This window comes from Lentzea sokolovensis (assembly GCF_033949975.1).
Lineage (GTDB): Bacteria > Actinomycetota > Actinomycetes > Mycobacteriales > Pseudonocardiaceae > Lentzea > Lentzea sokolovensis.
In genome coordinates, this window is the sequence record NZ_JAXAVU010000003.1 from 22,442 (window position 1) to 46,700 (window position 24,259).

The window sequence follows — 24,259 nt, forward strand, 5'->3', positions numbered from 1 at the left end:
CCGGAGGCATGCGCTTCCAGGCCGAGGTCTTCGCCTGGTGGGCCGCTCTCGCGGTGTCCGACCAGGGCCCTGGGTTCGACTTGGATCCGGCAAGCCGAATGCAGGCTGTCGGCTGCGAGACGGGCCTGCCCGTCGATGACGTCGGGATCGCGTTGCACGACGGGGGCTTCATCCTCATTCAGGCCAAGCGCGGAATGACTCGTCTCGACGCCGGCTCCAGCGACCTGTGCAAAGCCGTCGACCAGTTGATCGACGCCTTCCGCAGCGGTCTACGCACCAGGGTCGAGGTTCGCGGAGTCGACCTGACGCGAGATCGCCTGGTGATCGCAACCGATGCCACGTCGAGCGGCGCATTCGATGATCTCGCAATGGTCCTTGCCCGTCTGCGGGGCCATCCGGACACGTTGCCATTGAAGGGCGCCGCAAGCACTGACAAACAGCTCACCGTTTGGACGCGTTTCCACAGCATCGTCGAGCAGCGATGGACGGGGGCATCGGGGACAGCGCCCACACAGGAGGAGCTGCGCCGGTTCTACCGCGTCTTGGAGGTCCAGCGGCTTGACTTCAACCCTGACACCGGAATGCACCGCAGGCAGGCAGCTCACCTGCTGGACCGCGCCAATGCCGCGGACGGCACGCTCGACCGCCTGATCAGCCTAGGATTGAAGCTCGCTCATCAACGGTCCTGGCGACTCACCCATCAACTCAGAGCGGCAATGGGCATCCCCTTCGACCCTCTGGCGAATACGCCGAACCAGCCGAGAGGACATGCTTCGTTCGAGTGGTTGCATCACCGCCTCGACGAGGCGGTAGACAACCTAGGTCCCCGGTACAACCGCGAGTTGACCGTCGACGTGCCCGTGGGACGTGTGATGGCCGGATTCGCGCGCTGGGAGGACGCATTGTCGCCGCTGCGCGCCCAATTGCACCAAGCGCACACCGCACTCGGGCGGGCGGCAGCCATGGAACCCGGACAAGGGCGCCTTCACGACCTGCTGGTAGACCTCAAGGCTCTACGTGAGCTGGTCGACGCTCCTGCCGGACCCGACGCTCTACCGGTTGATCTGTGGCGTTCCCGGTGCTCAGCGATGCTCGACTCACTCCGACAAGTACCGGATGATCCCACCCTCCAAAGCCGGGAATCGTCCGACTTTCGCGACACCGTCGACTCCGGCTGGGAAAATCTGGAACAAGCCATCAGGTCGTTGGACGGACCGGCCTTGAAGGCGTGGAACGCACCTACTCTGCTCATCACAGGGGAACACGGCCGAGGCAAGAGCCACCTCCTGGCCGACACGGCCGTCTCCGCGATCAACGACGGCCAACCCGCTGTGCTGCTGCTGGGACAGCACTTCCTCATCACGACGGAACCGTGGGCCCAAGCGACAGCCAACCTAAGATGGCCGGGCACCAGCGACGATTTCCTCGCCGCGATCAACGCTCTGGCCAAGTCCGCGGGTCGCCGGGCACTGCTGATGGTGGACGCCCTCAACGAAGGTGATGGCAGGAGAATCTGGCCAGCACACCTGGCAGGCTTCCTGAAGCAAGTACGTCGGCACGACTGGATCGGCGTGGTTCTGAGCGTGCGGACCATTGCCCAGGATGCCTGCGTTCCCGCCTATGTTCGTGAGGAAGCGCTGGTCGTCCCGCACCTCGGGTTCAACGGTGTGGAATTCGACGCCGTACGGGAGTTCTTCCGCTACTACAAGCTCATCGGCCCAGCCACACCGTTGCTACTGCAAGAGTTTCGGGAACCTTTGTTCCTGGAGCTGTTCTGCCGCACGGCTCAACGACACCCCAGCCTGCTAACCGGCGTCGCACCGGGCCTGAGCTCCGTTCTCGACGAGTACCTCGCCACCAGGGACGAGGTCGTTTCCGAGCGACTGGACACCGACCCGCACGATCGCGTGGTCGTCACCGCCTGCCGTGAGCTGGCCAAGGTCATGCACAGCCAGGGCAGGCGCTGGCTGAGCAGGCAAGAGGCCAAGGAAATCACCGAACGGGTGTGGCCGACCACAGGTGGACACTCCCGCTCGCTGTTCCTGGCACTGCTGACCGAACGAGTTCTCATCGAGAGCTTTATCGGCTGGCGCCAGCAGACACCCGACGAGCAGCCGGTGCAGTTCGCCTACGAGCGCCTTGCCGACCACCTGGTCGCCACCAACCTCATCGACTCGGTGCGGCACAACGGCCGCTACGACCATGACGTATTCACTCGGATCTTGGCAGACCTGAACGCCGGCGACACGACACTCGATGCGCTTACCCTGCTTCTGCCTGAACGCGTCGGAATCGAGCTGACCGACTTCACCGACGTCCTGGCGCCGGAGATGAGCACGATGCTGCCGGACCGGGTGATCACCTCACTACCGCTGCGAGCCCCCGACGCGATCACCGACACCGCGGCCAAACTGCTGGAGCGACGGCTCTTGGGCGATGACCGACAAGCCGCCCGAGCCGCCGCACACATCGCCGTGTCATTGGCGTGCCATCCAAACCACCGCCTCGATCACCAGTGGTTGCACACGACATTGGCAGCGATGCCGATGTGGCGACGGGACATGACCTGGACCGCAGCCACCGCCGGACGACGAGCACAACCAAGCCCTTACGCAAGACTGCTCACGTGGGTCGACGCCGAGGATGACCGCATCCTGGCCGGGCTGAGCGGGGAGTCGGCCCTCGCAAGTGCCGTAACCCTGACATGGGCATTCACCAACTCCGACCGGTTCGTGCGCGACACCGCCACCCGCCGCCTAGTCAAGATCGCCTCAATTCATCCGACCGTGCTGCCCACACTGATCCACCATGCCGCGGAGGTGGACGACCTCTACGTCTTGGAGCGGGTCTGCGCGGCCGCCTACGGCGTCGCACTACGCCGCCTCCCCGACGCCTTCCTGCTCGAGATTGCCACGGCGACCCTTGACACCGTGTTCAGCCAGGATGATCCGCCGCCCCACATCCTGATCCGCGATTACGCGCAGGGCATCGTCCGGCTCGCCCGCCAGCGCGGTCTGCTCACCGACGCCCACTGGGCCCGAGCAGCAGGCCCCTGGTCGAGCCCATGGCCCGGCAGAGACATCCCTGACCAGGACGAGTTGGAACGTCTCTATCCCCTATTCGCCGATGAAAAGCCCGCCCGAGATGGAACGCTGTGGGCCTCGATCCACCTAAGCGCTGGCGAGGGCGGCGACTTCGGCCGCTACATCATCGGAACCAACCATCCCTACAGTTTCCCCTTCACCACCCGGCTTTGTAACGCCCCCGAACAAGAGATCGCCACGGACGAAACTGCGGCATCAGATGACACCGAACCTCCACGTCCCAGCTTGCTGGAGCAGCTCGCCGACGCCCTACCCGAAGATCACCCACTCCACGAAAGCATCACCGACCTACTCGCCTACGCCGAAGGCCTAGCGGAGGACGAGCCACATCAAGAGTCGACCCCTGTTGACGCCAGCCTCGTATGCCGCTTCGTCGTCCTCGGAGTCGCCGACCGCGGCTGGACACCCCAACGCTTCCGCGAACTCGACTACGAACTCGACGAAGAACAGGACGTCGGACGCGCCTCACGCAAGCGGGAACGAATCGGCAAGAAATATCAGTGGCAGGCATGGCACGAAGCCCTCGCCCGGCTCGCCGATACCCATCTGCCTAGCGAGAACAAGAACCGCCAACCCGTTACAGCCGCGCGAATCTCCTTCACCCGCGACATCGATCCCTCGCACCTACTCACAGGAAATCCCGCCAGCCCGGCCAACGACCAGTACATCCCTACAGACGCCTGGTGGCTGCCACTGTCCAGGCCGGAGACACCCAACCTATCCAGCTTCGACCTCCAGTGCGCCTGGGTCGCCGACGACACAGCACTGCTGGACACCAGCGCCCTCGTCGTCGTCCCCGGCGCCACAGCCGCCGACTCACTCGCCGGCCGCACTCTGCGCCTGCGCCACAGCGACGAGTGGATCCTGCTCCACAGCACCGCTGCCTGGTACTGGAACGCCTACGGCCCGGCTCCACGCCTGGACAGCAAGGGCGTCTGGGCAGACCAGGCCGTCGTGTATCACACGGTCCTCATCCGCCGAACCGACGTGGCCGACGTTCTGAGATCTCCGCTCCGGCCCTACGGTCCACACCACTACAACCAGAGCTTCACTGACGGACCGTTCCTCGGCGAGTTTCCCGACCAACCCGCGTTCAACGAACTGCTCGACGACCGCGGACACGAGCATGGGTGGATCACGGATACCAACATCTCCGCACCGGTCCTGCTCACCACGGACCACTACCTGTGGGAAGGCAACATCTACGACTGCTCCCTCACCGACTCGGTGTCCGTGTCCCTTCCCTCAGCGCACCTGCTCAGGCTCCTAGCCCCTGATGCCTTCGCCCGCGACGCTGCCGTGTACGGGGAAGACGGTGAGGTCATCGCCTTCGCTCCCAACGTCTTCGAGCCTGGAAACTCCACACTGCTCATCCGCGCCGACATCCTCCACACCCGCCTTAAGGCCGCCGACCTGACGCTCGGTCAAGTCACCTACCAGGAACGTCGCTCAGCAATAGCCCTGGAGCACGATGTCTGGCCCGGCCAGATCACCCGTACCAGTCTCCATATCCACCAAACCACCTCAGATGGATGGATCGTCGCCGGCACCGTTAATTACGATCACAAGTACCCGCCACGTCGACCACGCAGGGAAGCAAAGCCCAGATATGACAGCGATAGTTTGGGCGGCATCCAGGTGGCTGATCTTGGTAGCGTCCCGTCTTCGAACATCGCATTGCGAGACGATCCGGGAGCCGACCGCCCATGAGACCACCGGGCCACCAGCTGATCACCGAGTCCGAACTCATTGACCTGCTGGCAGAGATATTCGACGCCGAAGGCCTAGATGTAGAGTCAGACCATACGGTGGGACCTCGGATCAGGGTGGATCTACTCGGCCGCGGCGACGGACGCGGGCGTCCGGACATATTGTTCGAGGTCAAGAACATCCCGCCACAAACACGAACACGGCTTGCGGACGCCGTGGAACAGCTTCGCCACTATGGCAAGGAATACGCTGAACGGACAGGGCGGCGGCCTGTGTTGGCGCTTGCCACACCCGGCACGTTGTCAGCCGCCGCGCTGGACTATCTGAAGCAGCAGGGCGTTGAGGGCTACGACCGGCAGCGGCTGGTGGAGCGGGCGGCCCAAGTCGGGCTCAGGGACCGTGCGATGGACCTGCTCGGCCCCGTTGACGTCTACCCCGACGAGGACAAAGACGAAAACACCCGGCGCGGCGTCCTCCGGCACGTCGAACAGGAGTTGGCCGCTCGGCTCCGGAACATCTTGCCGGGGAGGGCTCACTGGAACCCCTATCAGCGCGTGTGCCTGGAGATCCTCGACCATCTGTTCAGCCCTCCGCTGAACCAGGGCAAGTGGGAGCGCCCCAACGCCTCGCGAATCAACAGGCGCGACATCATCATGCCGAACTACAGCACCGAAGGTTTCTGGTACCACCTCCGCCAGGCATACCAAGCCGACCACATCGTCGTTGAGGCGAAGAACTACGCAGGCAACGTAGGCAAAGACCAGGTGGTGCAGATGGCCAACTATCTGTCACGCCACGGCACCGGCCTCTTCGGAATCATCGTGACGCGTACCGGCGGAGACAAGTCCGCACTTGCCATCCGTCGTGAACAATGGATCCTCTACAACAAGCTGATCCTGGTGCTCAACGACGACGATCTCGTCCAGATGCTCACGGACCTTTCGCAAGGCGACTCCCCTGAACTGCTGATACAACAGAAAATCGAAGACTTCCGCCTGGATATCTGATCAACAGCGACTGTAGCTCGCGTGCAACATTCATGCCCGCCCCACACTCGATCATCCCCATCAACCCAGTTGGGTGAGGCTAGCCACCACGACAGCCCCACGCTCGGCGACACGGGGCGATCTCCTATGGGTGCCGCGCGGCATCCGCGTCAACGCCCACGAACCTGAACCACCCGCGACGACCACGGACGACCCCGAAACTGATCCGGCATGCCGGGCGCCACCCGGTGGCGCCGGAGGGATCACGTAGCCTTCTACGACCGGTGCCCTGGGCAGGCACAGAAGTTGGACGGCGGTGTAATGCGACAAGCAGCTCGCGCATGGAATACGCGGCGCGCTGAACCGGGGTTCCTCTGTCGACCATGCACGGGCTTGAGATTCTGGCGAGAAGCCGCGAGCAGCAGCATCAACAAGCGACATCGGCACCAGTGCGGGTTGGCATGACCGACAGCTCAGACATCGAACGGCTTGGCGTCGGCCTCACCGATACCGCATTCACGAGGTGGGGATGGGTATTTCGCAACCAGCCCATCGGTGACTACGGCATCGATGCACACGTGGAGCCCAAGACGGACGGCGTGCCGTCGGGGCGCCCTGTGGCCTTGCAGATCAAGACCGGAAAGTCCTACTTCGAACCGACTTCCGAGGGGTGGCGGTATCGCGCGAAGGGGAACGAACGGCACCTGCACTACTGGTTGGGGCACACCCTCCCCGTCTTGATCATCTTCTGTGATCCGGACACGGAAACCTTGTACTGGCAGCACGTCACCGCCGAGCGAATCAGCTACACACCGAACGACTGGACGATCGTCATCCCACGCGATCAGACGATCACCTCTGGCGCCAAAGACGCGATCGCCGCCATCGCCTGCGCGGCAGTCGGTGCGACGGAAGACCCTCTGGATGAGACGATGCCGCACTTGCCGCCATCGGTGGCGGAGGCCGTTCGTCGCGTCGCGGCTAGCGAAGCGCGCGGGGCGTTGCGGCTCGCCGTCGCGTTGGCGCGCGGACGTCATGAACCGCGATTGGCGGTCGAGACAATCCTGGCCAGCCAGCCAAGCTGGTTGGTCCGCGGCGGTGGACAGTTCGAAGCGATCCTGGGTGCGTATTCGGTGGAGCACGGCCACCCCGACCTGGCGGCTCGGGCGTTCACGCTAGCCGCCAGCCAGGTCAATGCAATCGCAGGGCGGCTATACGCCCTTGCCGCAGTTTTCACCGCCGGCGCCGGCGACATGCCAAGGGCAGCTGACCTGCTGAGGAACTCTGAGGCCGCTGGTGGATCGTCTCTGCTCCTGGAGGCCGTCCGTTGGCACGTGCGGCGGCTGAGCGAAACCGGCCAGGTGCCGGTTCCGGAAGCCCTCAGGACTGCGTCGCCACACGAACTGGCCAGCGAAGAAATGTGCCTGCAGATTCTCGGCGAGGATGCGCGCAACCGCCGTGACATCAGCGGAGTGGTGTCCTACGCCGAGCAGGCACTGGCCGCTGGATCGGACAACAGCGGTTTGCAACTGCGGCTGGCAGAGGCGCTGTTGTGGCGCGTGACGGATGGCTCTGCGGCGGTGCCGGCGGAAGATCTACGCCGCGCTGAGGACCTGGCTACAACCGCGTGGCAGCAGCGACGCCGCTGGTCCGGACCCAGCGAGCAGGCGCTGACGGTGCTGCTGCGCAAGCACCTCCTTGTCGGCGCGTACACAACCATGATCAACCTCGCCACGCCCTCGCCCGAGGGACATGCCAGCGAACACGAAGCAAGCGAAGAGAACGTCGCCTACCTCGCCACCATCGCAGCTCTCTCCCAAGGCCAACGGGACAAGGCCACCGAGTTCGTCGACCGGGTTGAGGGAAAGCCGATTGCCGCAGGTCTACGCGCGTTGATCGCCGACCCTGCTCTTCCACGCGACGAGCAGATCGAGTTGTGGCGACAGGCACTGCCGACCATCGAGCAGCACGACTTGCTCTTGCGCGGCCTCTACCTGATGGCGACGTTGGGTGCCTGGCCGTATCCCGAACTCGATCAGGCTCGCGAATCCGGGATAATCGATCCGGTCACAGCCGATCTCCTGGGTGCTCGCAGTGAAGCCGGCCGCGGCAACGTTCAGACCGCCGTGATGCAATTGCGTCGGTACGTCGCTACGTCGGCCGCTGCGGTGGAGCTACTGGTCGAGGTGTTGGAGAACGACGGCCAATACGATCAAGCACTGCAGGAATGTGCGCGGGGAATCGCTCGCTTCGGAGACGTCGCACTGGACGCGATGCGGTTGAACCTGCTGCTGCGGAGCGACCAGCCTGATGCCGCTGCGGAGTCGGCTGTCCAGCTCCTGTCTCGCCCCGATCTTCCAGCTGAGCGGCGGCTGGCGCTGCGTCGCGGGTTGATCGGGTTCTACTCGATGCGCGGGGACTGGATGAACGTCGAAACCCAGAGTCGAGCGGCGCTTGGCGAGCATCCACAAGAGACCGACCTTCAATGGGTGCTGATCGGCGCAACCATCAACCAAGGTCGTCTCGCCGATGCATGGGCACGCTTGCAGCAACTCAATCCGCCGATCATCCATCGCGCTGCTCTGGGCGGGTGGATGGGGTTGCATGCGCAGTTCGGGTTCACCGAGGCCGACATCGCCACTGCTCTGGACAGCCTGGACCGCTGGTCCGACGATTTCGAGGTTTGTGCGCAGGTCCTTGCCACGTTGATGCACGCGAGCGGCCGACGCACCCCGGATGGCCGACCGATCCTGCCCGAACTTGACGAGGCTGGGCAGCAGAGACTTCAGGACGCCCTCCTCTTGCACACCACCCGCCATCCCGACGGCCCGATCCGCGCGATCAACATCGACGGACTGAACTTCGCCGAGATGATCCGCGCCCATCTGGCGCCGCGCGCTGAGCAGGATCGGCTGTTGCTAAGCCTGGTGAGGCAGGGACGGCTGCCGCTCGGATTGGTTGCCGCATCCCGCGCACGGCCTTATGCCCAGGCGCTGATCCAACGCGCCTGCGGGCCACTAGTGGCAATGACCGTGGACCCCAGCCGCTTCCATTGGGAAATCGCCGCCGCGACGGCCTCACTCAATCAGTCCGTCGTGGTGGAGACCAGCGCGTTGACCACTGCCACATTGCTTCCTGACCGGTGGCCCTCCCTGCGAGCTGCGTTCGCCGAACTCGTGGCGCCGCGCAACGTGCTACATGACATCCAGGCAACCGGTGCCGAACTGCGCCGCGATCCTGACAGCGTGAGCTGGATCGGATTCGACCCCGACCAGAGCACTCTGACGGTGACCGAGCATTCCGAGCAGCAAGCCGGTGAGTTCATCGCCCGGATTGCCGATGTCGACGCTGCAGCGCGTGATCTTGTCGCTGTGGATACTCCTGCTCGCGATGTCTTTCCTGACCGGGGTGGTTTGGGCGATCGAGAAGTTTGGGTCAGTTCGCTCGAAACGGCTGCGCAGACGGGCAAAGCGTTGTGGAGCGATGATGTCGTAGTGCGCGAACTGGCTGTAGAGCGTGGAATACCCTCGTTCAGCACTCTCGCCCTGCTGCACGTGCTGATCGAGGAGGAACTGGTCGAGGACACGCTGCGCGCCGACGTGCAGACATTGGCCCGCGCCCACGTCGTCGATCTGACCCTGACCGCCGAGGAACTCCTTGGCCTTGCTCGCGACGAGAACTGGTCGGTCGGCGCGGCGGCTACCTACGTGCAGCGCGGCGGCTTCTGGTCCGACTACGACAGCGCACTCACCGACTGCCTGCCCATCCTCGAGAACGTTCACGCACACGAATCTGACCTACTCGTCGCATGGTTGGCCAACGTCTGCATGGGCGTCGCCGAGCACGTAGCGAACAGCGCATTGGAAGACGCGCTAGGCATGGTCACCGACACAATCGCTGATCATCTAGCCGTCGACACACCAACTCGCGACGTCTTGCACGACGCTGCGCGCGGTGCCGCCGAAACCATTCGGCGTCACCGGGACGAGCGTCGTCAATGATCTGGTTGGTTCTGCCGACGAAATCGGAGAGCACTTCTCTGTGAAGCTCGGCAGGTTCTGCGCAAGAAAGAAGACCCCCGAGCCTTAACGGACCCTGCCGTCTGGCGCTTCGCGAACCAGCCGCAACACCTCTGGCTTCAAAGTTAAGTGACGAAAGATTGAATCGTGCCGACTGGCCCTCTATACTAGGTTCGAGCTATCCAATAGCGCATGAGCACACAAACTGCGCAAGCTTGCTACATGTGGGGGTTCATGTCCCCCCTCGGACACGAAAATGTCGCAAATTTGCGACGTCTACGTGGCAGGTGCTCAAGTCCACTTGAGCACCTGTTTTGCGTTTCGGTGCTACCTGCGGGTGGCGTTCGATGACGCTTTCGTACATCCGCCCCATCGTCCCTGACACCGCACCAGGGAATGCACCGGGCGCGTCAGCCCGTGCCATTGGCCAGCCGCTCCCGCTTATCGTCGTCCCGGCGTCACGACCGGCCCGGCAGACGAACGTTCTGTACCGGATGGCCGCCGTCGACCACCGCGGCCGAGTCGCGGACCGTCACATCACGGCCGCACTGGCGTGGGACGCAGCCACCCGTCTGAGCATCCGCGAACACGACGGCCTCCTGGTCGTGACCGCCGACCCACATGGCGTCTTCAAGCTCACCAAGGAGGGCTACCTCCGGCTGCCGGCAGACGCCCTGCGCGTGCCGAAAATTACGTCCGCACAGGTCAAGCGGCATGCCGGTACTCATGAAGGACTCCACCGAGACGGTCCCGCTGAGTACCGCTAGGCGTTCGATCCGTTCAGTCTCAAGGGGTTGAAGTCGGGCTCGCAAGGGTGCTGCGGCGGCGAGGGTGTGCCTGGCAGCTGGGAGACTTCGACCGCTGCTCACGGGAGGAGGCGCGCGAGCTTCGCCGGGGCGAGCTCGCGGTAGCTCTCGGTCAGCAGCTCCTTGATCTCGGTTCAGTCGCATGGCTACCTCCGCCGGCCGGCTAGGACGATGTGCTACATCCGTCGAGGGCACCTCCGAACGCGTTAACGGATTACGGTTGGTTCATCCGTTCGGGCGATACTTCATGACGGCCGCACGCCGCATCCAGCGGTGATAGCTAGGTCTGAGAAGTAGTCAGCAAACCGTCGTGCCTGCTGAGCCCTCCAGGATCGCCCCCGCCTCTGTGAGTGCGCCGATGGCTGCCACCGCCCCTGTTGCCTTCACGAACCGGCGACAGGCCTCTATCTTCGGTCCCATCGATCCGGCGGGGAACGTCAGCTCCTCCAGCTCCGCCAACTCCAAGCGCCGCAGCGGCACGGCGTCAGGCATGCCGAAGTCGGTCATCACAGCGGGTACGTCGGTCAGCAGGAGCAGGCGGTCGGCGTTCAGCGCGATCGCGAGCTCGGCCGAGGTGAGATCCTTGTCGACGACCGCCTCGACACCGTGCAGCCGACCGTCGTCGACCACGGGTGCTCCTCCCCCTCCAGCACAGACCACGATGGTCCCGCCGCTCACGAGCTGCTCGATGGAGTCCTGTTCGACCAGCCGGAGCGGCTCCGGCGAGGGCACGACGCGGCGCCAGTGGGAGCCGTCTGCCGCGACGGTCCAGCCGTTCTGCTCGGACAGCCGGGCGGCCTGGACGCGGTCGTAGAGCGGGCCGATGAACTTGGTCGGCGCGGCGAACGCCGGGTCGGAGGCATCGACCACCGTCTGCGTCACGACGGCGAGCACCGGTTTGCGCACGCCGGCGTTGCGCAGGGACTGGGCAAGCCAGTAGCCGATCATGCCCTGAGTTTCGGCGCCGAGGGTGTCGAGCGGGTACGGGCGGCTCAACGACGGGTCTGCTTCGCTTTCGAGTGCGAGTAGGCCGATCTGGGGGCCGTTGCCGTGGCACACCACGAGTTCGTGTTCGGCGGCCAGCGGCGCGAGTGCTCGCGCCGCTGCTTCGACGTGGTGGAGCTGGACGGAGGCGTCAGCGTGTTCGCCGCGCATGAGCAGGGCGTTGCCTCCGAGTGCGACGACGATGCGCATCAGGAGGCCAGTCCGGCGACGATGACCGCCTTGATGGTGTGGAGGCGGTTCTCGGCCTGGTCGAAGACGACCGAAGCGGGAGACGAGAACACCTCGTCGGTGACTTCGGCGCCGTCGAGGCCGTACTGGTCGTGGACCCGGCGGCCAACGATCGTGGTGCGGTCGTGGATGGACGGCAGGCAGTGCAGGAACTTCGTGGTGGGCTTGCCGGTGGCCTTCATCAGCTCGGCGGTGACGCGGTAGGGCGTCAGCAGAGGCACGCGGTCGTCCCAGGCTTCGGGTGAGTCGCCCATGCTGACCCAGACGTCGGTGTAGATGAAGTCGACGCCGGCCACGGCCTGTTCGGGGTCGCCGGTGACGAGCACGCGGGCGCCGCTCGTCGCGGCCAGTTCCTGGGCCTTGGCGATCACGCCGGCGGGCGGCTGCAACGTGGAGGGGGCGGCGATGCGAACGTCCATGCCGAGCAGGGCGCCGGTGATGAGCAGGGAGCGGGCGACGTTGTTGTGGCCGTCGCCGACGAACGCGAAGCTGATGTCCTCGATCTGGCCGTCGAAGTTCTCGGTCATGGTGAGGATGTCGGCGAGCATCTGGGTGGGATGCCAGGAGTCGGTCAGGCCGTTCCACACGGGCACGCCGGCATGCTCCGCGAGCGTTTCGACGGTGTCCTGGGCGAAACCGCGGAACTCGATGGCGTCGAACATGCGGCCCAGCACTTTGGCGGTGTCCGAGACGGACTCCTCGCGGCCCATGTGGGAGCCGGTCGGGTCGAGGTAGGTGACGTGGGCGCCCTGGTCGTGGGCGGCGACTTCGAACGCGCAGCGGGTGCGGGTCGAGCTCTTCTCGAAGACGAGGGCGATGTTCTTGCCCGTCAGCAGCGGGTGCTCGGTGTGGGATGCCTTGGCGCGCTTCAGTCCGCGGGCATGGGAGACGAGGTCGAGGAACTTCTCCTTGGTGAGGTCGAGTTCCTTGAGCAACGAGCCGGGGTGGCGCATCAGATGTCCTTTCAGATTCCGTCGCGCTGGATCGGGCAGGTCATGCAGCGGGCGCCGCCTCGGCCGCGGCCGAGTTCGTTGCCGGGGATGGAGATGACCTCGATGCCGTGGTCGGCGAGCATGGTGTTGGTGACGGTGTTGCGTTCGTAGCCGACGACGACGCCGGGTGCGAGTGCGAGGAAGTTGTTGGCGTCGTCCCACTGTTCACGTTCGGCAGCGCGGGCATCTTCGTCCGCGCACAGCACGCGCAGCTGGTCGACGCCGAGCAGGTCGGCGATCGTGGCGAACAGCGAAGTCCGCTCCTGCACGCGCAGGCCGGCCGAGCTGCGCTCGATGACCTCTTCCGCGTCGGCAGGGGTGATGACCCACGTTCTGAGGGACTCGGGATCGAGGCCGGGATAGCGGATGAACGTGTCCAGGTCGAGCATCGTCATGACGGTGTCGAGGTGCATGAGCGCGTGCGAGCGGGGCAACTGCACGGCGATCACGGAACTCGCCTGGCCCGTGCGGAACAGTTCGCGGGCCAGGATTTCCACGCCCATCGGGGTGGTCCGCTCCCCCATGCCGATCAGCACGGTGCCGCGGCCCAGGACGAGGATGTCGCCGCCTTCCAACGTGGCGGGCTGGTGGTTGGCGTCGTCGGCGCCGTAGTAGATCGGGAACGTGGCGTTGGCGAACAGCGGGTGGAAGCGGTAGATGGCCTGGCAGTGCAGGGATTCGCGGCGGCGGGCGGCCTTCGCCATCGGGTTGATCGTGACACCGCCGTAGATCCACGCGGAGCTGTCGCGCGGGAAGAGCGTGTTGGGCAGCGGTGGCAGGACGAAGTCGTCCAGGCCGAGGCTGTTCCAGCGCAGGCTCGGCACGCTGAGCGGCGACAGGTCAGCGCGCGTGACACCGCCGACGAGCAGTTCGGCGAGTTGCGGGGCGTCAACCTTCTCCGCGAACTCGCGGACGGGCACGGCCAGCGTGGGTCCGAGCAACTCCGGCGTGCAGACGCGGTCCAGGACGAAAGCCCGTGCTTCCGGCAGGGCCAGTGTCTCGGCGAGCAGCGTGCCGGTGTGGTGCACGGCGATCCCGCGGCCGCGCAGCACCGAGGCGAAGACGTCGTGTTCTTCCTGAGCCTTGGCGGCCCACAGCACGTCGTCGAACAGCAGCTCGTCGCAGTTGCGCGGGGTGAGCCTGCTCAGCTCGAGACCTGGGCGATGCACGATCACCTGCCGGAGCGTGCCGACCTCCGATCCGACGCCGAGGTTCACAACCTCACCTCGCCGTACTCGTCACGGCTGACCTTGAGCCAGATGTAGAGCGGCACGCCCAGCAGCAGGCAGATGACGCCGTAGTACACGGCCTGGTAGCCACTGCCGGCCAGCGCCCAGAACGCGAACACCAGGGCCAGAACCGAGACCGTGCAGTCACGCACGAGGTGCGGCCATTCGGCGCGGCGGCCGCGGACCAGCAGCCAGTACAGCTGTGCGGCGGCGCTGAACAGGTACGGGACGACGGCGGTGAACACCGACAGCAGCACGAGCGTGGTGAAGACCTGCTCGAAGTTGGTGTAGCTGACGATCACCAGGGCTGAGGCGAGCACGGTGGAACTGATGATGCCGAAGCTCGGGATGTCGCGGCGGGTGCGCAGGAACGCTTTGGGGAACAGGTTGTCCTTCGCGGCGGCCATCGGCATCTCGCCGATGATGAGGGTCCAGCCGATGAGGCAGCCGAGGCCGGAGACGACGGCGGCGATCGCGATGGTCTGCCCGGCCCACTGGCCGCCGAAGATGGCGTTGGCGGCGTCGGTGAACGGGGCCTTGGTGTCGCGCAGCGCCGCGTTCGGCACGGTGCCGAAGACGGTGAGCGTGCCGAGGATGTAGACGACCGCGCAGCCGATCGTGCCGAACACCGTGGCGCGGCTGACGTTGCGCTCGGGATCACGCACCCGGCCGGCGGCGACCGAGGCGGTCTCGATGCCGATGTAGCTGAACAACGCGATCGCGCCGGCGGCCGAGATGGCGCCCCACACCGAGGTGCCGCTCGCGTTGAATGGACCGAAGTTCGCGGACTTCACGAAGACCAGGCCGACGGTCGCCATGAACAGCAACGGAACGATCTTCAGCACGACGGAGAGGATCTGCGTGACGGCCATGTTCCGCAGGCCGGACAGGTTGATGAGTGCCGGAATCCAGAGGCCCGCCAAGGCGATCGCGATCGACCAGACCACCTCGTGGTCGGTGTTGACGAACACTTCGACGTATCCGACCAGCGCGACGACGATCGCCGCGTTTCCCGCCCAGGCGGTGATCCAGTAGCACCAGGCGTTGAGGAAGCCGGCGAAGTCGCCGAACGCGTCGCGCGCGTAGACGTAAGGGCCGCCGGAACCGCTGATGCGTTTCGACAGCGCGCCGAACGTCAGCGCGAGTGCCAGCGCCCCGATGCTGACGAGCACGAACGCGACGAGGCTGATCGGGCCGAACGCCGCGAGTGCCGTGGGCAGACCGAACACTCCGGTGCCGATCACGGATCCGACCACCAGCGCGGTCGCGGTGGGCAGGCCGAATCTGGACGGTCGCGGCTGGTCGCTGCCCGGTCCTGGAGGCGCGGTGGCCTCCGGTCCGGCGGTCTCTGTGCTCACGGCGCACTCCTCACTCCGATGTGGACTGTTCAGCACTGAGAAGCCTGCGCCAGGCGAAGAAGATCCCCCACCTCCCCAGGTCTCGCGAGCACCGGGCACTAGGTCCCCAGTCGTGCGGGACCCCGGTCTCTGCGCGCTGGCCAGCGCGCAGAGCAGCCTGGAACGGACGACTCGACAGAGGAGGCCCGATGAAGGCGCTGGTGTACCACGGTCCTGGTCGACGCGCGTGGGAAGAAGTGCCCAAGCCCGAGGTCAACGAGCCGACGGACGCGATCGTGCGCGTCACCGCGGTCACGATCTGCGGCACCGATCTGCACATCCTCAAAGGCGATGTGCCCGAGGTCGAGCCTGGGCGGATCCTCGGTCACGAAGCGGTCGGCGTTGTCGAGGAGGTCGGTGCGTCGGTCACCGGACTGAAGGCCGGCGACCGAGTGCTGATCTCGTGCATCACCACGTGCGGGCGTTGCCAGTACTGCCGCACCGGCAGCTACGGGCAGTGCCTCGGCGGGGGTGGCTGGATTCTCGGGCACACGGTCGACGGGGTGCAGGCCGAGTACGTGCGGGTGCCTTTCGCCGACACCTCGACGCACCTGCTGCCCGCCGAGGTCAGCGACACCGCCGCGGTGGTGCTCGCGGACATCCTGCCCACTGCGTACGAGGTCGGTGTGCTCAACGGGCAGGTCAAGCCCGCGGACACCGTGGTCATCGTCGGCGCCGGGCCGATCGGGCTGGCGGCGATCCTGACCGCGCAGCTCTACAGCCCCAGTCACATCGTCGCGGTGGATCTCGCGCAGTCGCGGCTCGACGCCGCGAAGCAGTTCGGCGCCGACGTCACGGTGGCGAGTGCCGAGGAAGCCGAGCGGGTGGTGCGGGAGCTCACGAACGGGCTCGGCGCCGATGTCGCGATCGAGGCGGTCGGGGTGCCGGCGACGTTCGAACTGTGCACGAAGCTGGTGCGGCCGGGCGGGCACGTGGCGAACGTCGGCGTGCACGGCAAGCCCGTGACGTTGCACCTGGAGGACCTGTGGATCCGCAACGTCACCATCACCACGGGCTTGGTCGACACGGTCTCCACGCCGACACTGCTGCGGATGGTCGCGGCCGGCCGGATCGACGGCGAGCGGTTCATCACGCACAGGTTCGCGCTCGGCGAGATGAAGCAGGCGTACGAGGTGTTCGAGAACGCGGGTGACAGCGGGGCGTTGAAGGTCGTCCTGCAGGCCTGACCGGACACGCGAAAGCCGCCGGGGTGGATCCCCCGGCGGCTTTCGCGTGGTCAGATCTTCCTGCCCCAGCGGAAGTAGGTCAGCGGGCCGGCGAAGCTCACCAGGATCGCGAGCGCCCACCAGAGTTTGCGGCCCCGGACGAACTCGTCCGGCCGCATCGCCAGATCGGTCCATGCCGCACCGGCGAGCAGCAACTGCACGACACCTGCCGCTATCAGGCCTTTGTGCTGTGCCGCGGTCAGGTCGCTCCACTTCTTCTTCGCCATGGTCAGATCCGTTCTGGCGCGGCGACGCGCACGTCGGTCACGCCGGCGACAGCGCGGGCGAGCACCTCCGCCACGTGCCGGTCGGTGTCGTTGTCCATCTTGTCCACAATGGACACCCTGCCGTCGCTGACCTCGACCGTCCATCGGTGGGCGTCACCCACGATCGCGAGCCGGTGACGGATCTCCGCTTCGATGATCCAGTCCGCGCGGCTGATGGACCGCAACAGGTCCCGGCGGGTCACGATGCCCGCGAGGTGGCCTTCGTACACGACCGGCACGCTGCGCACGCCGCGTTCGAGCATCAGATCGGCGACTTCGGCGAGGTCGGTGTTCGGGGTGACCGTGGCAGGTGTCCGCATCACCTGGCTGACCAGGTCGGCGGGAGCCTTCCTGGCTTCCACAGGTTCCCCGTGCACCAGCGACCGCGGGTCCTGCGGCAGCCTGTCCCTCAGCAGTTCGGTCTCGCTGACGATGCCGACGAGTTCACCGGAGTCGTCGACCACCGGCAACGCGGTGAAGCCGTGTTCCGCGAGCAACCGCGCCGCGTCGCGCGCCGCCGTCTTCGGGCCGACCACCACGACGTCCGTCGTCATCACATCTCGGGTCCTCATGGGCGCTCCTTCAGCCGAGGATCGTGGTCTGACGGGTGCGCGTGGTGTCGTTCCACTCCGGCCGCAGCTGGTTGTGCACGTCGACCACGCCCGGCAGTGCGCGCACGAGATGCTCGGCGATCTCGACCTCGCTCTGGCGCTCGAGCTGTCCCTGCAGGGTGACCACGCCTTCGGACACCTCGACCTCGACGCTGAACGGGTCGACCCACAGCATCCGGCCGAAGATCTCGTCGCGGATGATCGTCTTCAGTTCGTCGTCCTCGCGCAGGAAGAGCTTCAGCAGGTCCCGCCGGGACAGCACGCCGACGAGCGCGCCGTCGTCGTCCATGACGAAGAGCCTGCGCACACCGGCCGAGGCGAGTTCTCGTGCTGCCGCACTGGCGGCGAGGTCCGGAGCCAGACTCTTCACCGGCGTGGTCATGACGTCGCGAGCGGTCAGTCCGCTCGCCTGTTCCCACCTGTGTTTCACAGCGCTTCGTGCGAAGACGCCGGGCGCCTCCTCGGTGCCGCCGCGGAACTCCTCCTTCGGCAGCAGGTCCGCCTCCGACACGACGCCGACCGGATAGCCGCCATCGAGCACAGGTAGAGCGCTGATCCCGTTGTCCTCCAGCAGGCGCACGAGGTCCTTGAACGGGCTGTCGACGTCGGCGCTGATCACCTCACGCGTCATCAGCGAGGCAACTGTCGGTTCACGCATGACACACACCCTCCGGTGATCGGTGGTCGGTACCCCTCCAGCGTTCTAGCGGGCCGTCCCGCCGGACACCTCCTTAAGGCGCTCCTGGGCAAGGACAGCTGTCCCGATACGCCGGTGACCTAGGCCCCTCACCTCCGGTCGCCGGGGCTGCGAGGTTCGACCTGGGGACTTCTACCTGGAGGTGAGCCGGATGGACCGCGGTCGGCCGGACGAGAACACGCTGAGGGCAGCGGTGGCACTCGCGTGCCGCGCACCGTCAGTGCACAACTCCCAGCCGTGGCGCTGGGAACTCGGTGAACACAGCCTGCACCTGTACGCCGACCGCGCGCGCAACCTGCCGGCGGTGGACCCGCTGGGCGCGGACCTGACGGTCAGCTGCGGAGCGGCCCTGCACCACCTGCGTGTGGGACTCGCGGCCCTCGGCTGGCGGACCGTCGTGCACCGCCTGCCCAATCCCGGGATGCCCGACCACCTCGCCGCGATCGAGTTCGAAGCGCACGAGCCCACGGAGTCGCAGGTGGCTCACGCGGCGGCGATTCCGCGCAGGCGCACAGATCGCCGGGCGTTCTCGTCGTGGTCGGTGCCTGACGGCATTCTTGATCAGCTCGTGGCGTGCGCGCGTGCCGAGGGAGTGGACGCTCGGGTCGTCACAGGCCGCGCACGCGACGAGCTGCTGATCGCGATCGGCAAGGCCGCCGCCGCACAGGAGGCCGATCCGCAGTACCGGGCCGAGATCCGCGAGTGGAGCGGCGTCTACCCCGGTGCTTCCGCGGGTGTGCCCGCGGCGAACATCCCGGCTGGGTCGCGGCAGTACGGAGACCTCCGCATGCGTGAGTTCGCGCCAGGCGAGCTTCTGCAGTCCGGCCAGAAACTCCTCAGCGAGGACGCCGGGTCGCTGCTGGTGCTGAACACCTCGTCGGACGACGAGCTGTCGCGCCTGCGCGCCGGGGAGGCAACGAGCGCGGTGCTGCTGGAGGCCACCGCGGCGGGCCTCGCGACCTGTCCGATCAGCCAGCCGCTGGAGGTCGTGGAGACCAGGGAACTGGTCCGCGACCAGGTGCTCGGTGGCTCGACCTGCCCGCAACTCGTCATCCGCGTCGGCTGGGCGGCGTTCAACGCCGACCCACTGCCCGCAACGCCCCGCCGTCCCGTCATCGATGTTCTCAGCCACCAGGAGCAGCCGTGACCACGTACATCCGCGACTTCAGCACACTCGGCAAGAACGACACCGACGTCGCCGGCGGCAAAGGGGCCAACCTCGGCGAACTGACCCAGGCGGGACTGCCGGTGCCCCCAGGCTTCGTGGTGACCGCGGAGGCGTTCCTCACCTCGATGAGCCAGGTCCGTGACGACCTGGCCACCGAGCTCGCGATCGCGCTCGACCGCTCTGCGACACCGCAAGCGCTCGAAGAGTCCGCCGAGCGCATGCGGGAACTGGTGCGCAAGGCAGGGGTCTCCGACGAGGTGCGGCACGCGGTGCTGCAGGCATACCGCGGCCTCGGCCAGGACGAGTCCGTGGCGGTCCGGTCCTCGGCCACCTCCGAGGACACCGCCGGTTCGTCGTTCGCGGGGATGAACAGCACGTTCACCAACACCCGAGGCGCGCACGGCGTGCTGGACCGGCTGCTGGACTGCTGGGTGTCGTTGTTCGGCACGCGCTCGATCGCCTACCGCGCCGAACAAGGCATCACCGGCGAGCCCGCGATCGCCGTGGTGGTGCAGAGGATGGTGAACTCCGAACGCTCCGGTGTCATGTTCACCGCCGATCCGTCCACCGGTGACCGGGACAAGCTCGTCGTCGAAGCGTCGTTCGGGCTGGGCGAGGTGGTGGTGAGCGGATCGGTCGAGCCGGACACGTACGTTTTGCGTCGCAACGGTGACGCGGTCTCCCTTGTGGACACTCGCGTCGGCCGCAAGACGCACAAGATCGTGCGTGGCGCGGACGGAGCCGACGAGCGGATCGAGCTCACCACCGAGCAGTCGCACGCGCAGGTGCTGACGGAGTCCGAAGCGATCGCGATCGGGCAGTTGGGCGTGCGGGTGCAGCGGCACTACGGCGAGCCGCAGGACACCGAGTGGGCCATCGCCGGCGGCAAGACCTGGTTGGTGCAGTCCCGCCCCATCACCACTCTGCCCGCGCAGGAAACACCGTCGAGCGGCCCGCTGGTGTCCGGATTGGGTGCGTCGCCGGGCATTTCCTCCGGCCGGGTGCGCGTGCTGCGTTCCCCGGATGAGGGTGGCCGGTTGCGGGACGGCGAGGTGCTGGTCGCGGAGATGACCAATCCCGACTGGGTGCCGACGATGCGCCGGGCGTCCGCGGTCGTCACCGACGGCGGCGGCATCACCTGCCACGCCGCCATCGTGGCCCGCGAACTGCGCGTGCCGTGCGTCGTGGGAACCGGTTCGGCCACCACGGTGTTGAAGGAAGGCCAGCAGGTCACCGTCGACGGTAGTGCTGGAGAGGTGCGTGCCGGTGCCGCGGCGATCACCACCGCGCAGCGCATCGTCGCGCCTGCCGCACCGTCGACCGAGGCACTCGGCACCCGCGTGTACGTCAACCTGGCACTCCCCGAGCACGCCGCCGAAGTGGCCGCCATGCCGGTGGACGGTGTGGGCCTGTTGCGGGCAGAGTTCATGCTCACCGAAGCACTCGGCGCGGAACACCCGCGCAGGTTCCTCGCGCAGCACGGCACCGAAGACTTCCTCAACGCCATGGCGTCCGCGTTGCTGCAGATCACTCACGCGTTCGCGCCGCGTCCGGTCGTTTACCGGACGATGGACTTCCGCACCAACGAGTTCCGCGAACTCAAGGGTGGCGACGAGTTCGAGAAGCACGAGCACAACCCGATGATCGGTTACCGCGGCTGTTACAGGTACGTCGACGACCCGATGCTGTTCGGCCTCGAACTCGAAGCTCTGGCGCGCGTCCGGGAGCAGACGCCGAACCTGCATCTGATGATCCCGTTCGTGCGCACCAAGTGGGAACTTGAAGCCTGCCTGGAGCAGATCGACCGCAGCCCGCTCGGCCGCCACCGCGGCCTGCACCGGTGGGTCATGGCCGAGGTTCCCTCGGTGGCGTACTGGATCCCCGAGTACGCGCGGTCCGGCATCGACGGGGTCTCCATCGGCAGCAACGACCTCACGCAGTTGATGCTCGGGGTCGACCGCGACTCCGAACTGTGCGCGGACCTGTTCGACGAGTCCGACCCCGCCGTGCTCGACATGATCGGCCGCATCGTCGGCGCCGCCCGCGACGCTGGCATCACCTCGTCGCTGTGCGGACAGGCACCGTCCAACAAACCGGAGTTCGCCGAGAAGCTCGTCGAGTTCGGGATCACCTCCATCTCGGTCAACCCGGACGCCGTTCCTGCCGCCCGCGCCGCCATCGGCTCCGCCGAACGACGCCTGCTGCTGCGCCACGCCCACTGACACCGCACTCATCAGGGAGAACCACCATGGCTGTACGGGTAGGGATCAACGGCTTCGGCCGCATCGGCCGCGACGTGCTGCGTGCCGCCTTCGACCGCCAGGACGCCGCGTTCGAGATCGTGGCCGTCAACGACGTCACCGACGCGGAGACCTTGGCGCACCTGCTCGCCTTCGACTCCACCTACGGGCCGTGGCGCAGGAGCATCACGACGGAGCACGACACGATCACCGTGGACGACCGCAGCATCCTCGTGTCGAGCCACGCCGATCCCAGCGACCTCAACTGGGGATTGCTGGGCGTGGACATCGTCATCGAGGCGACCGGACGGTTCCGCACCCGTGAGGCGGCGGGAATCCACCTCGAACGCGGCGCCAGGAAGGTGCTCATCACCGCTCCGGGCAAGGACGTCGACGCCACCATCGTCATGGGTGTCAACGACGACACGTACGAACCGGGCAAGCATCACGTCATCTCGAACGCATCGTGCACGACCAACTGCGCGGCACCCATGGCCGCGGTGCTGGACGAGGCGTTCGGGATCGTCGAGGGCCTGATGACGACGATCCACAGCTACACCGGCGATCAGGCACTGCTCGACCGCCCGCACAAGGATCTGCGGCGAGCGCGCTCCGCGGCGGTGAACATCATCCCGACGTCCACCGGAGCCGCCAAGGCCATCGGGCAGGTGATTCCTTCGCTGGACGGCAAGCTCGACGGCCTGGCCGTGCGCGTGCCCGTCGAGGACGGTTCCCTCACCGACCTCACCGTCCGGCTCGCCGAGCCGGCGACGGCCGACCAGGTCAACCGCGCGTTCGCGGAGGCGGCCGACCGGCAGCTGAAAGGAATCCTTCGCTACACCACGGACCCTGTCGTGTCGCGGGACATCATCGGCGATCCGGCGTCGTGCGTCTTCGACGCCTCGCTCACCAAAGCGCAGGGCCACGTCGTGAAGGTGATGGGTTGGTACGACAACGAATGGGGTTACGCCAACCGCACGCTCGATCTCACCGACCGCATCGCGCGGGCGCTGCCCTGATCCTCACCCGCTTCGCTTCATCAGAAACTATTGGGAGGCAACGATGTCTGCTGCTGTGCACACCCCTGCCCGCACCCGTGCGGACGCGGGTGCCATCTCACTCGCGGTGCTCCGCATCGCGACGGGCCTGCTGTTCCTGTGGGCGTTCTTCGACAAGGCCTTCGGGCTCGGTTACGCCACGCAGAGCAAGAACGCGTGGTTCAGCGGAGGCTCGCCCACCAAGGGCTTCCTGGGCCGGGTCGACGTGGGCCCGTTCCAGTCGGCGTTCCACGCCATGGCCGGCACCTGGTGGGCCGACACGCTCTTCATGCTGGGACTACTGGCGATCGGCGTCGCGCTGGTGCTCGGCATCGGCCTGCGCATCGCCGCCGCCGCAGGCACGGTCATGATGCTGCTGATGTGGGCCGCGGAATGGCCGCCCGCACAGCACAACGCGGCAGGCGAGGCGACGATGTCGACCAACCCGCTCATCGACTACCACGTCGTGTACGCGTTGGTGCTGATCGCACTGGCGGCCACGGCCTCCGGCACCGCCTGGGGTCTGGCCCGCTGGTGGTCGGGTCTGCCACTCGTGCAGCACAACTCCTGGCTGCGTTGAAACGACAGGGAAATGGGGCGCCGCGATCGCGGCGCCCCATTTCGTTCCGGCTCATCCTGTTTCTTCCATCTGCTCGGCCAGACCAGGCCTCACGAGCAGGACGGGGCACGGAGCGTGCCGAATGACCGCCTGGCTCGTCGAGCCGAGCACCATCCCCCGAAGCCCTCCCGTGCCGCGCGAGCCCACCACGAGCAGAGAGGCGCCTGCGGCGAACTCCAGGAGCCGGTGGGCGGCGGAACCGTGCACCACGTGCCGCTCGACCCGCACACCGGGATGCCGTCCCGCACAGGAGGCCAGCCGCTGCTCCACGCGTGCCTCACGAGCGGCGTCGAGCTCCGGCCACGCGATGCCGACGGCGGCCGCGATCTCCTCGGTCCCCAACGGCGGGTGCCAGGCGTGCACGGCCACCAATGCGGTGCCGCGGGCCTCGGCCTCCTCGAACGCGCGGTCCAGGACCAGCCAGTTCTCCGGGGCACCGTTCACTCCCACGACCACCGGACCGTCAGAATCCGACTCTCCTCCCCTGACCACGAACACCGGGCACATGGCGTGGCACGACAACGCGAGAGCGATCGAGCCGAGCAGCAGTCCCGTAAAACCCCCGAGACCGCGTGATCCGACCACGACGAGTGCGGCGGTCCGTGACTCCTGCTCGAGCAACCAGGCCGGAGTGTTCACCTCGACGCGCACCTGGATGTCGATGCCGGGCGCGATCTCCTTCGCAGCCGCGAAGGCCTCGCGCACCCACCCCATCGCCTCGTCGTGCAACGCGCTGCGCGCCATGCCCGTCATGTCCAGTGCGTCGGCGGGCAGCGGCAGTTCCGCATGCACCAAACGCAGCTGTGCCTCTCTCCTGGCAGCTTCGCGGGCGGCCCAGCGGACCGCCCGCTGCGCGGACTCGGAGCCGTCCACGCCGGCCACCACCACGTTCGAATGTCCGATCGGGACGGTCATCCGG

17 protein-coding genes are annotated in these 24,259 nt (G+C 66.6%); 9 read left to right on the forward strand and 8 right to left on the reverse strand.

Features of this window, described 5'->3' with window-relative positions:
* Nucleotides 1-8 precede the first annotated feature (8 nt).
* From SK854_RS05390 to SK854_RS05405, 4 genes are all read left to right on the forward strand, one after another.
* Nucleotides 9-4,814, forward strand: a complete 4,806-nt coding sequence (locus tag SK854_RS05390; RefSeq protein ID WP_319973862.1) for an NACHT domain-containing protein — start codon at nt 9-11, stop codon at nt 4,812-4,814.
* Nucleotides 4,811-5,821, forward strand: coding sequence for a PDDEXK family nuclease (locus tag SK854_RS05395; protein ID WP_319973863.1), 1,011 nt, complete (start codon nt 4,811-4,813; stop codon nt 5,819-5,821). The genes SK854_RS05390 and SK854_RS05395 overlap by 4 nt, the downstream gene beginning before the upstream one ends.
* Nucleotides 5,822-6,183: 362 nt before the next feature.
* Nucleotides 6,184-9,801 carry a DUF4365 domain-containing protein gene (locus SK854_RS05400; RefSeq protein ID WP_319973864.1) on the forward strand — a complete coding sequence of 1,206 codons (3,618 nt, stop codon included), beginning with the start codon at nt 6,184-6,186 and terminating at the stop codon, nt 9,799-9,801.
* 512 nt (nt 9,802-10,313) lie between these two features.
* Complete coding sequence (locus SK854_RS05405; RefSeq protein WP_319973865.1) at nt 10,314-10,586, forward strand: hypothetical protein; 273 nt, start codon at nt 10,314-10,316, stop codon at nt 10,584-10,586.
* Nucleotides 10,587-10,922: 336 nt separating this feature from the next.
* On the opposite strand, the gene SK854_RS05410 is transcribed toward SK854_RS05405, so the two are convergent.
* The 4 genes from SK854_RS05410 to SK854_RS05425 are packed head-to-tail and all read right to left on the reverse strand — an operon-like array spanning nt 10,923 to nt 15,437.
* Nucleotides 10,923-11,819: a carbamate kinase gene (locus tag SK854_RS05410; RefSeq protein ID WP_319973866.1), complete on the reverse strand. Its 897-nt coding sequence runs from the start codon at nt 11,817-11,819 to the stop codon at nt 10,923-10,925.
* Nucleotides 11,819-12,811, reverse strand: a complete 993-nt coding sequence (gene argF / locus SK854_RS05415; protein WP_319973867.1) for an ornithine carbamoyltransferase — start codon at nt 12,809-12,811, stop codon at nt 11,819-11,821. Before argF ends, SK854_RS05410 begins: the two co-directional genes overlap by 1 nt.
* 11 nt (nt 12,812-12,822) lie before the next feature.
* On the reverse strand, nt 12,823-14,067 hold the full coding sequence (locus SK854_RS05420) for an arginine deiminase (protein WP_319973868.1): 1,245 nt from the start codon (nt 14,065-14,067) through the stop codon (nt 12,823-12,825).
* Nucleotides 14,064-15,437, reverse strand: coding sequence for an amino acid permease (locus SK854_RS05425; protein WP_319973869.1), 1,374 nt, complete (start codon nt 15,435-15,437; stop codon nt 14,064-14,066). Before SK854_RS05425 ends, SK854_RS05420 begins: the two co-directional genes overlap by 4 nt.
* Nucleotides 15,438-15,625: 188 nt before the next feature.
* Here SK854_RS05425 and SK854_RS05430 point away from each other — a divergent pair, with 188 nt between their 5' ends.
* Complete coding sequence (locus SK854_RS05430; RefSeq protein WP_319973870.1) at nt 15,626-16,663, forward strand: zinc-dependent alcohol dehydrogenase family protein; 1,038 nt, start codon at nt 15,626-15,628, stop codon at nt 16,661-16,663.
* 50 nt (nt 16,664-16,713) lie between these two features.
* On the opposite strand, the gene SK854_RS05435 is transcribed toward SK854_RS05430, so the two are convergent.
* Genes SK854_RS05435 through SK854_RS05445 form a run of 3 tightly spaced genes read right to left on the reverse strand, consistent with a single transcriptional unit; the run spans nt 16,714 to nt 18,237 of the window.
* Nucleotides 16,714-16,929 carry a PLDc N-terminal domain-containing protein gene (locus tag SK854_RS05435; RefSeq protein WP_319973871.1) on the reverse strand — a complete coding sequence of 72 codons (216 nt, stop codon included), beginning with the start codon at nt 16,927-16,929 and terminating at the stop codon, nt 16,714-16,716.
* A 2-nt stretch (nt 16,930-16,931) separates the two neighbouring features.
* Nucleotides 16,932-17,540: a CBS domain-containing protein gene (locus SK854_RS05440; protein WP_319973872.1), complete on the reverse strand. Its 609-nt coding sequence runs from the start codon at nt 17,538-17,540 to the stop codon at nt 16,932-16,934.
* Between the two features lie 10 nt (nt 17,541-17,550).
* The gene (locus SK854_RS05445) at nt 17,551-18,237 is read right to left on the reverse strand and encodes a CBS domain-containing protein (protein WP_319973873.1); all 687 of its coding nucleotides are present in this window, start codon (nt 18,235-18,237) and stop codon (nt 17,551-17,553) included.
* A gap of 190 nt (nt 18,238-18,427) precedes the next feature.
* Between SK854_RS05445 and SK854_RS05450 the strand changes: the two genes are divergently transcribed.
* Genes SK854_RS05450 through SK854_RS05465 form a run of 4 tightly spaced genes read left to right on the forward strand, consistent with a single transcriptional unit; the run spans nt 18,428 to nt 23,301 of the window.
* Nucleotides 18,428-19,423, forward strand: a complete 996-nt coding sequence (locus SK854_RS05450; RefSeq protein WP_319973874.1) for an Acg family FMN-binding oxidoreductase — start codon at nt 18,428-18,430, stop codon at nt 19,421-19,423.
* On the forward strand, nt 19,420-21,666 hold the full coding sequence (gene ppsA / locus SK854_RS05455) for a phosphoenolpyruvate synthase (protein ID WP_319973875.1): 2,247 nt from the start codon (nt 19,420-19,422) through the stop codon (nt 21,664-21,666). Before SK854_RS05450 ends, ppsA begins: the two co-directional genes overlap by 4 nt.
* Before the next feature lie 26 nt (nt 21,667-21,692).
* Nucleotides 21,693-22,703, forward strand: a complete 1,011-nt coding sequence (gene gap / locus SK854_RS05460) for a type I glyceraldehyde-3-phosphate dehydrogenase (protein WP_319973876.1) — start codon at nt 21,693-21,695, stop codon at nt 22,701-22,703.
* A gap of 43 nt (nt 22,704-22,746) precedes the next feature.
* Entirely contained in the window at nt 22,747-23,301 is a 555-nt protein-coding gene (locus SK854_RS05465) for a DoxX family membrane protein (protein WP_319973877.1), read from the forward strand.
* A gap of 51 nt (nt 23,302-23,352) precedes the next feature.
* On the opposite strand, the gene SK854_RS05470 is transcribed toward SK854_RS05465, so the two are convergent.
* Nucleotides 23,353-24,255, reverse strand: a complete 903-nt coding sequence (locus tag SK854_RS05470; RefSeq protein WP_319973878.1) for a universal stress protein — start codon at nt 24,253-24,255, stop codon at nt 23,353-23,355.
* Between the last annotated feature and the right edge of the window lie 4 nt (nt 24,256-24,259).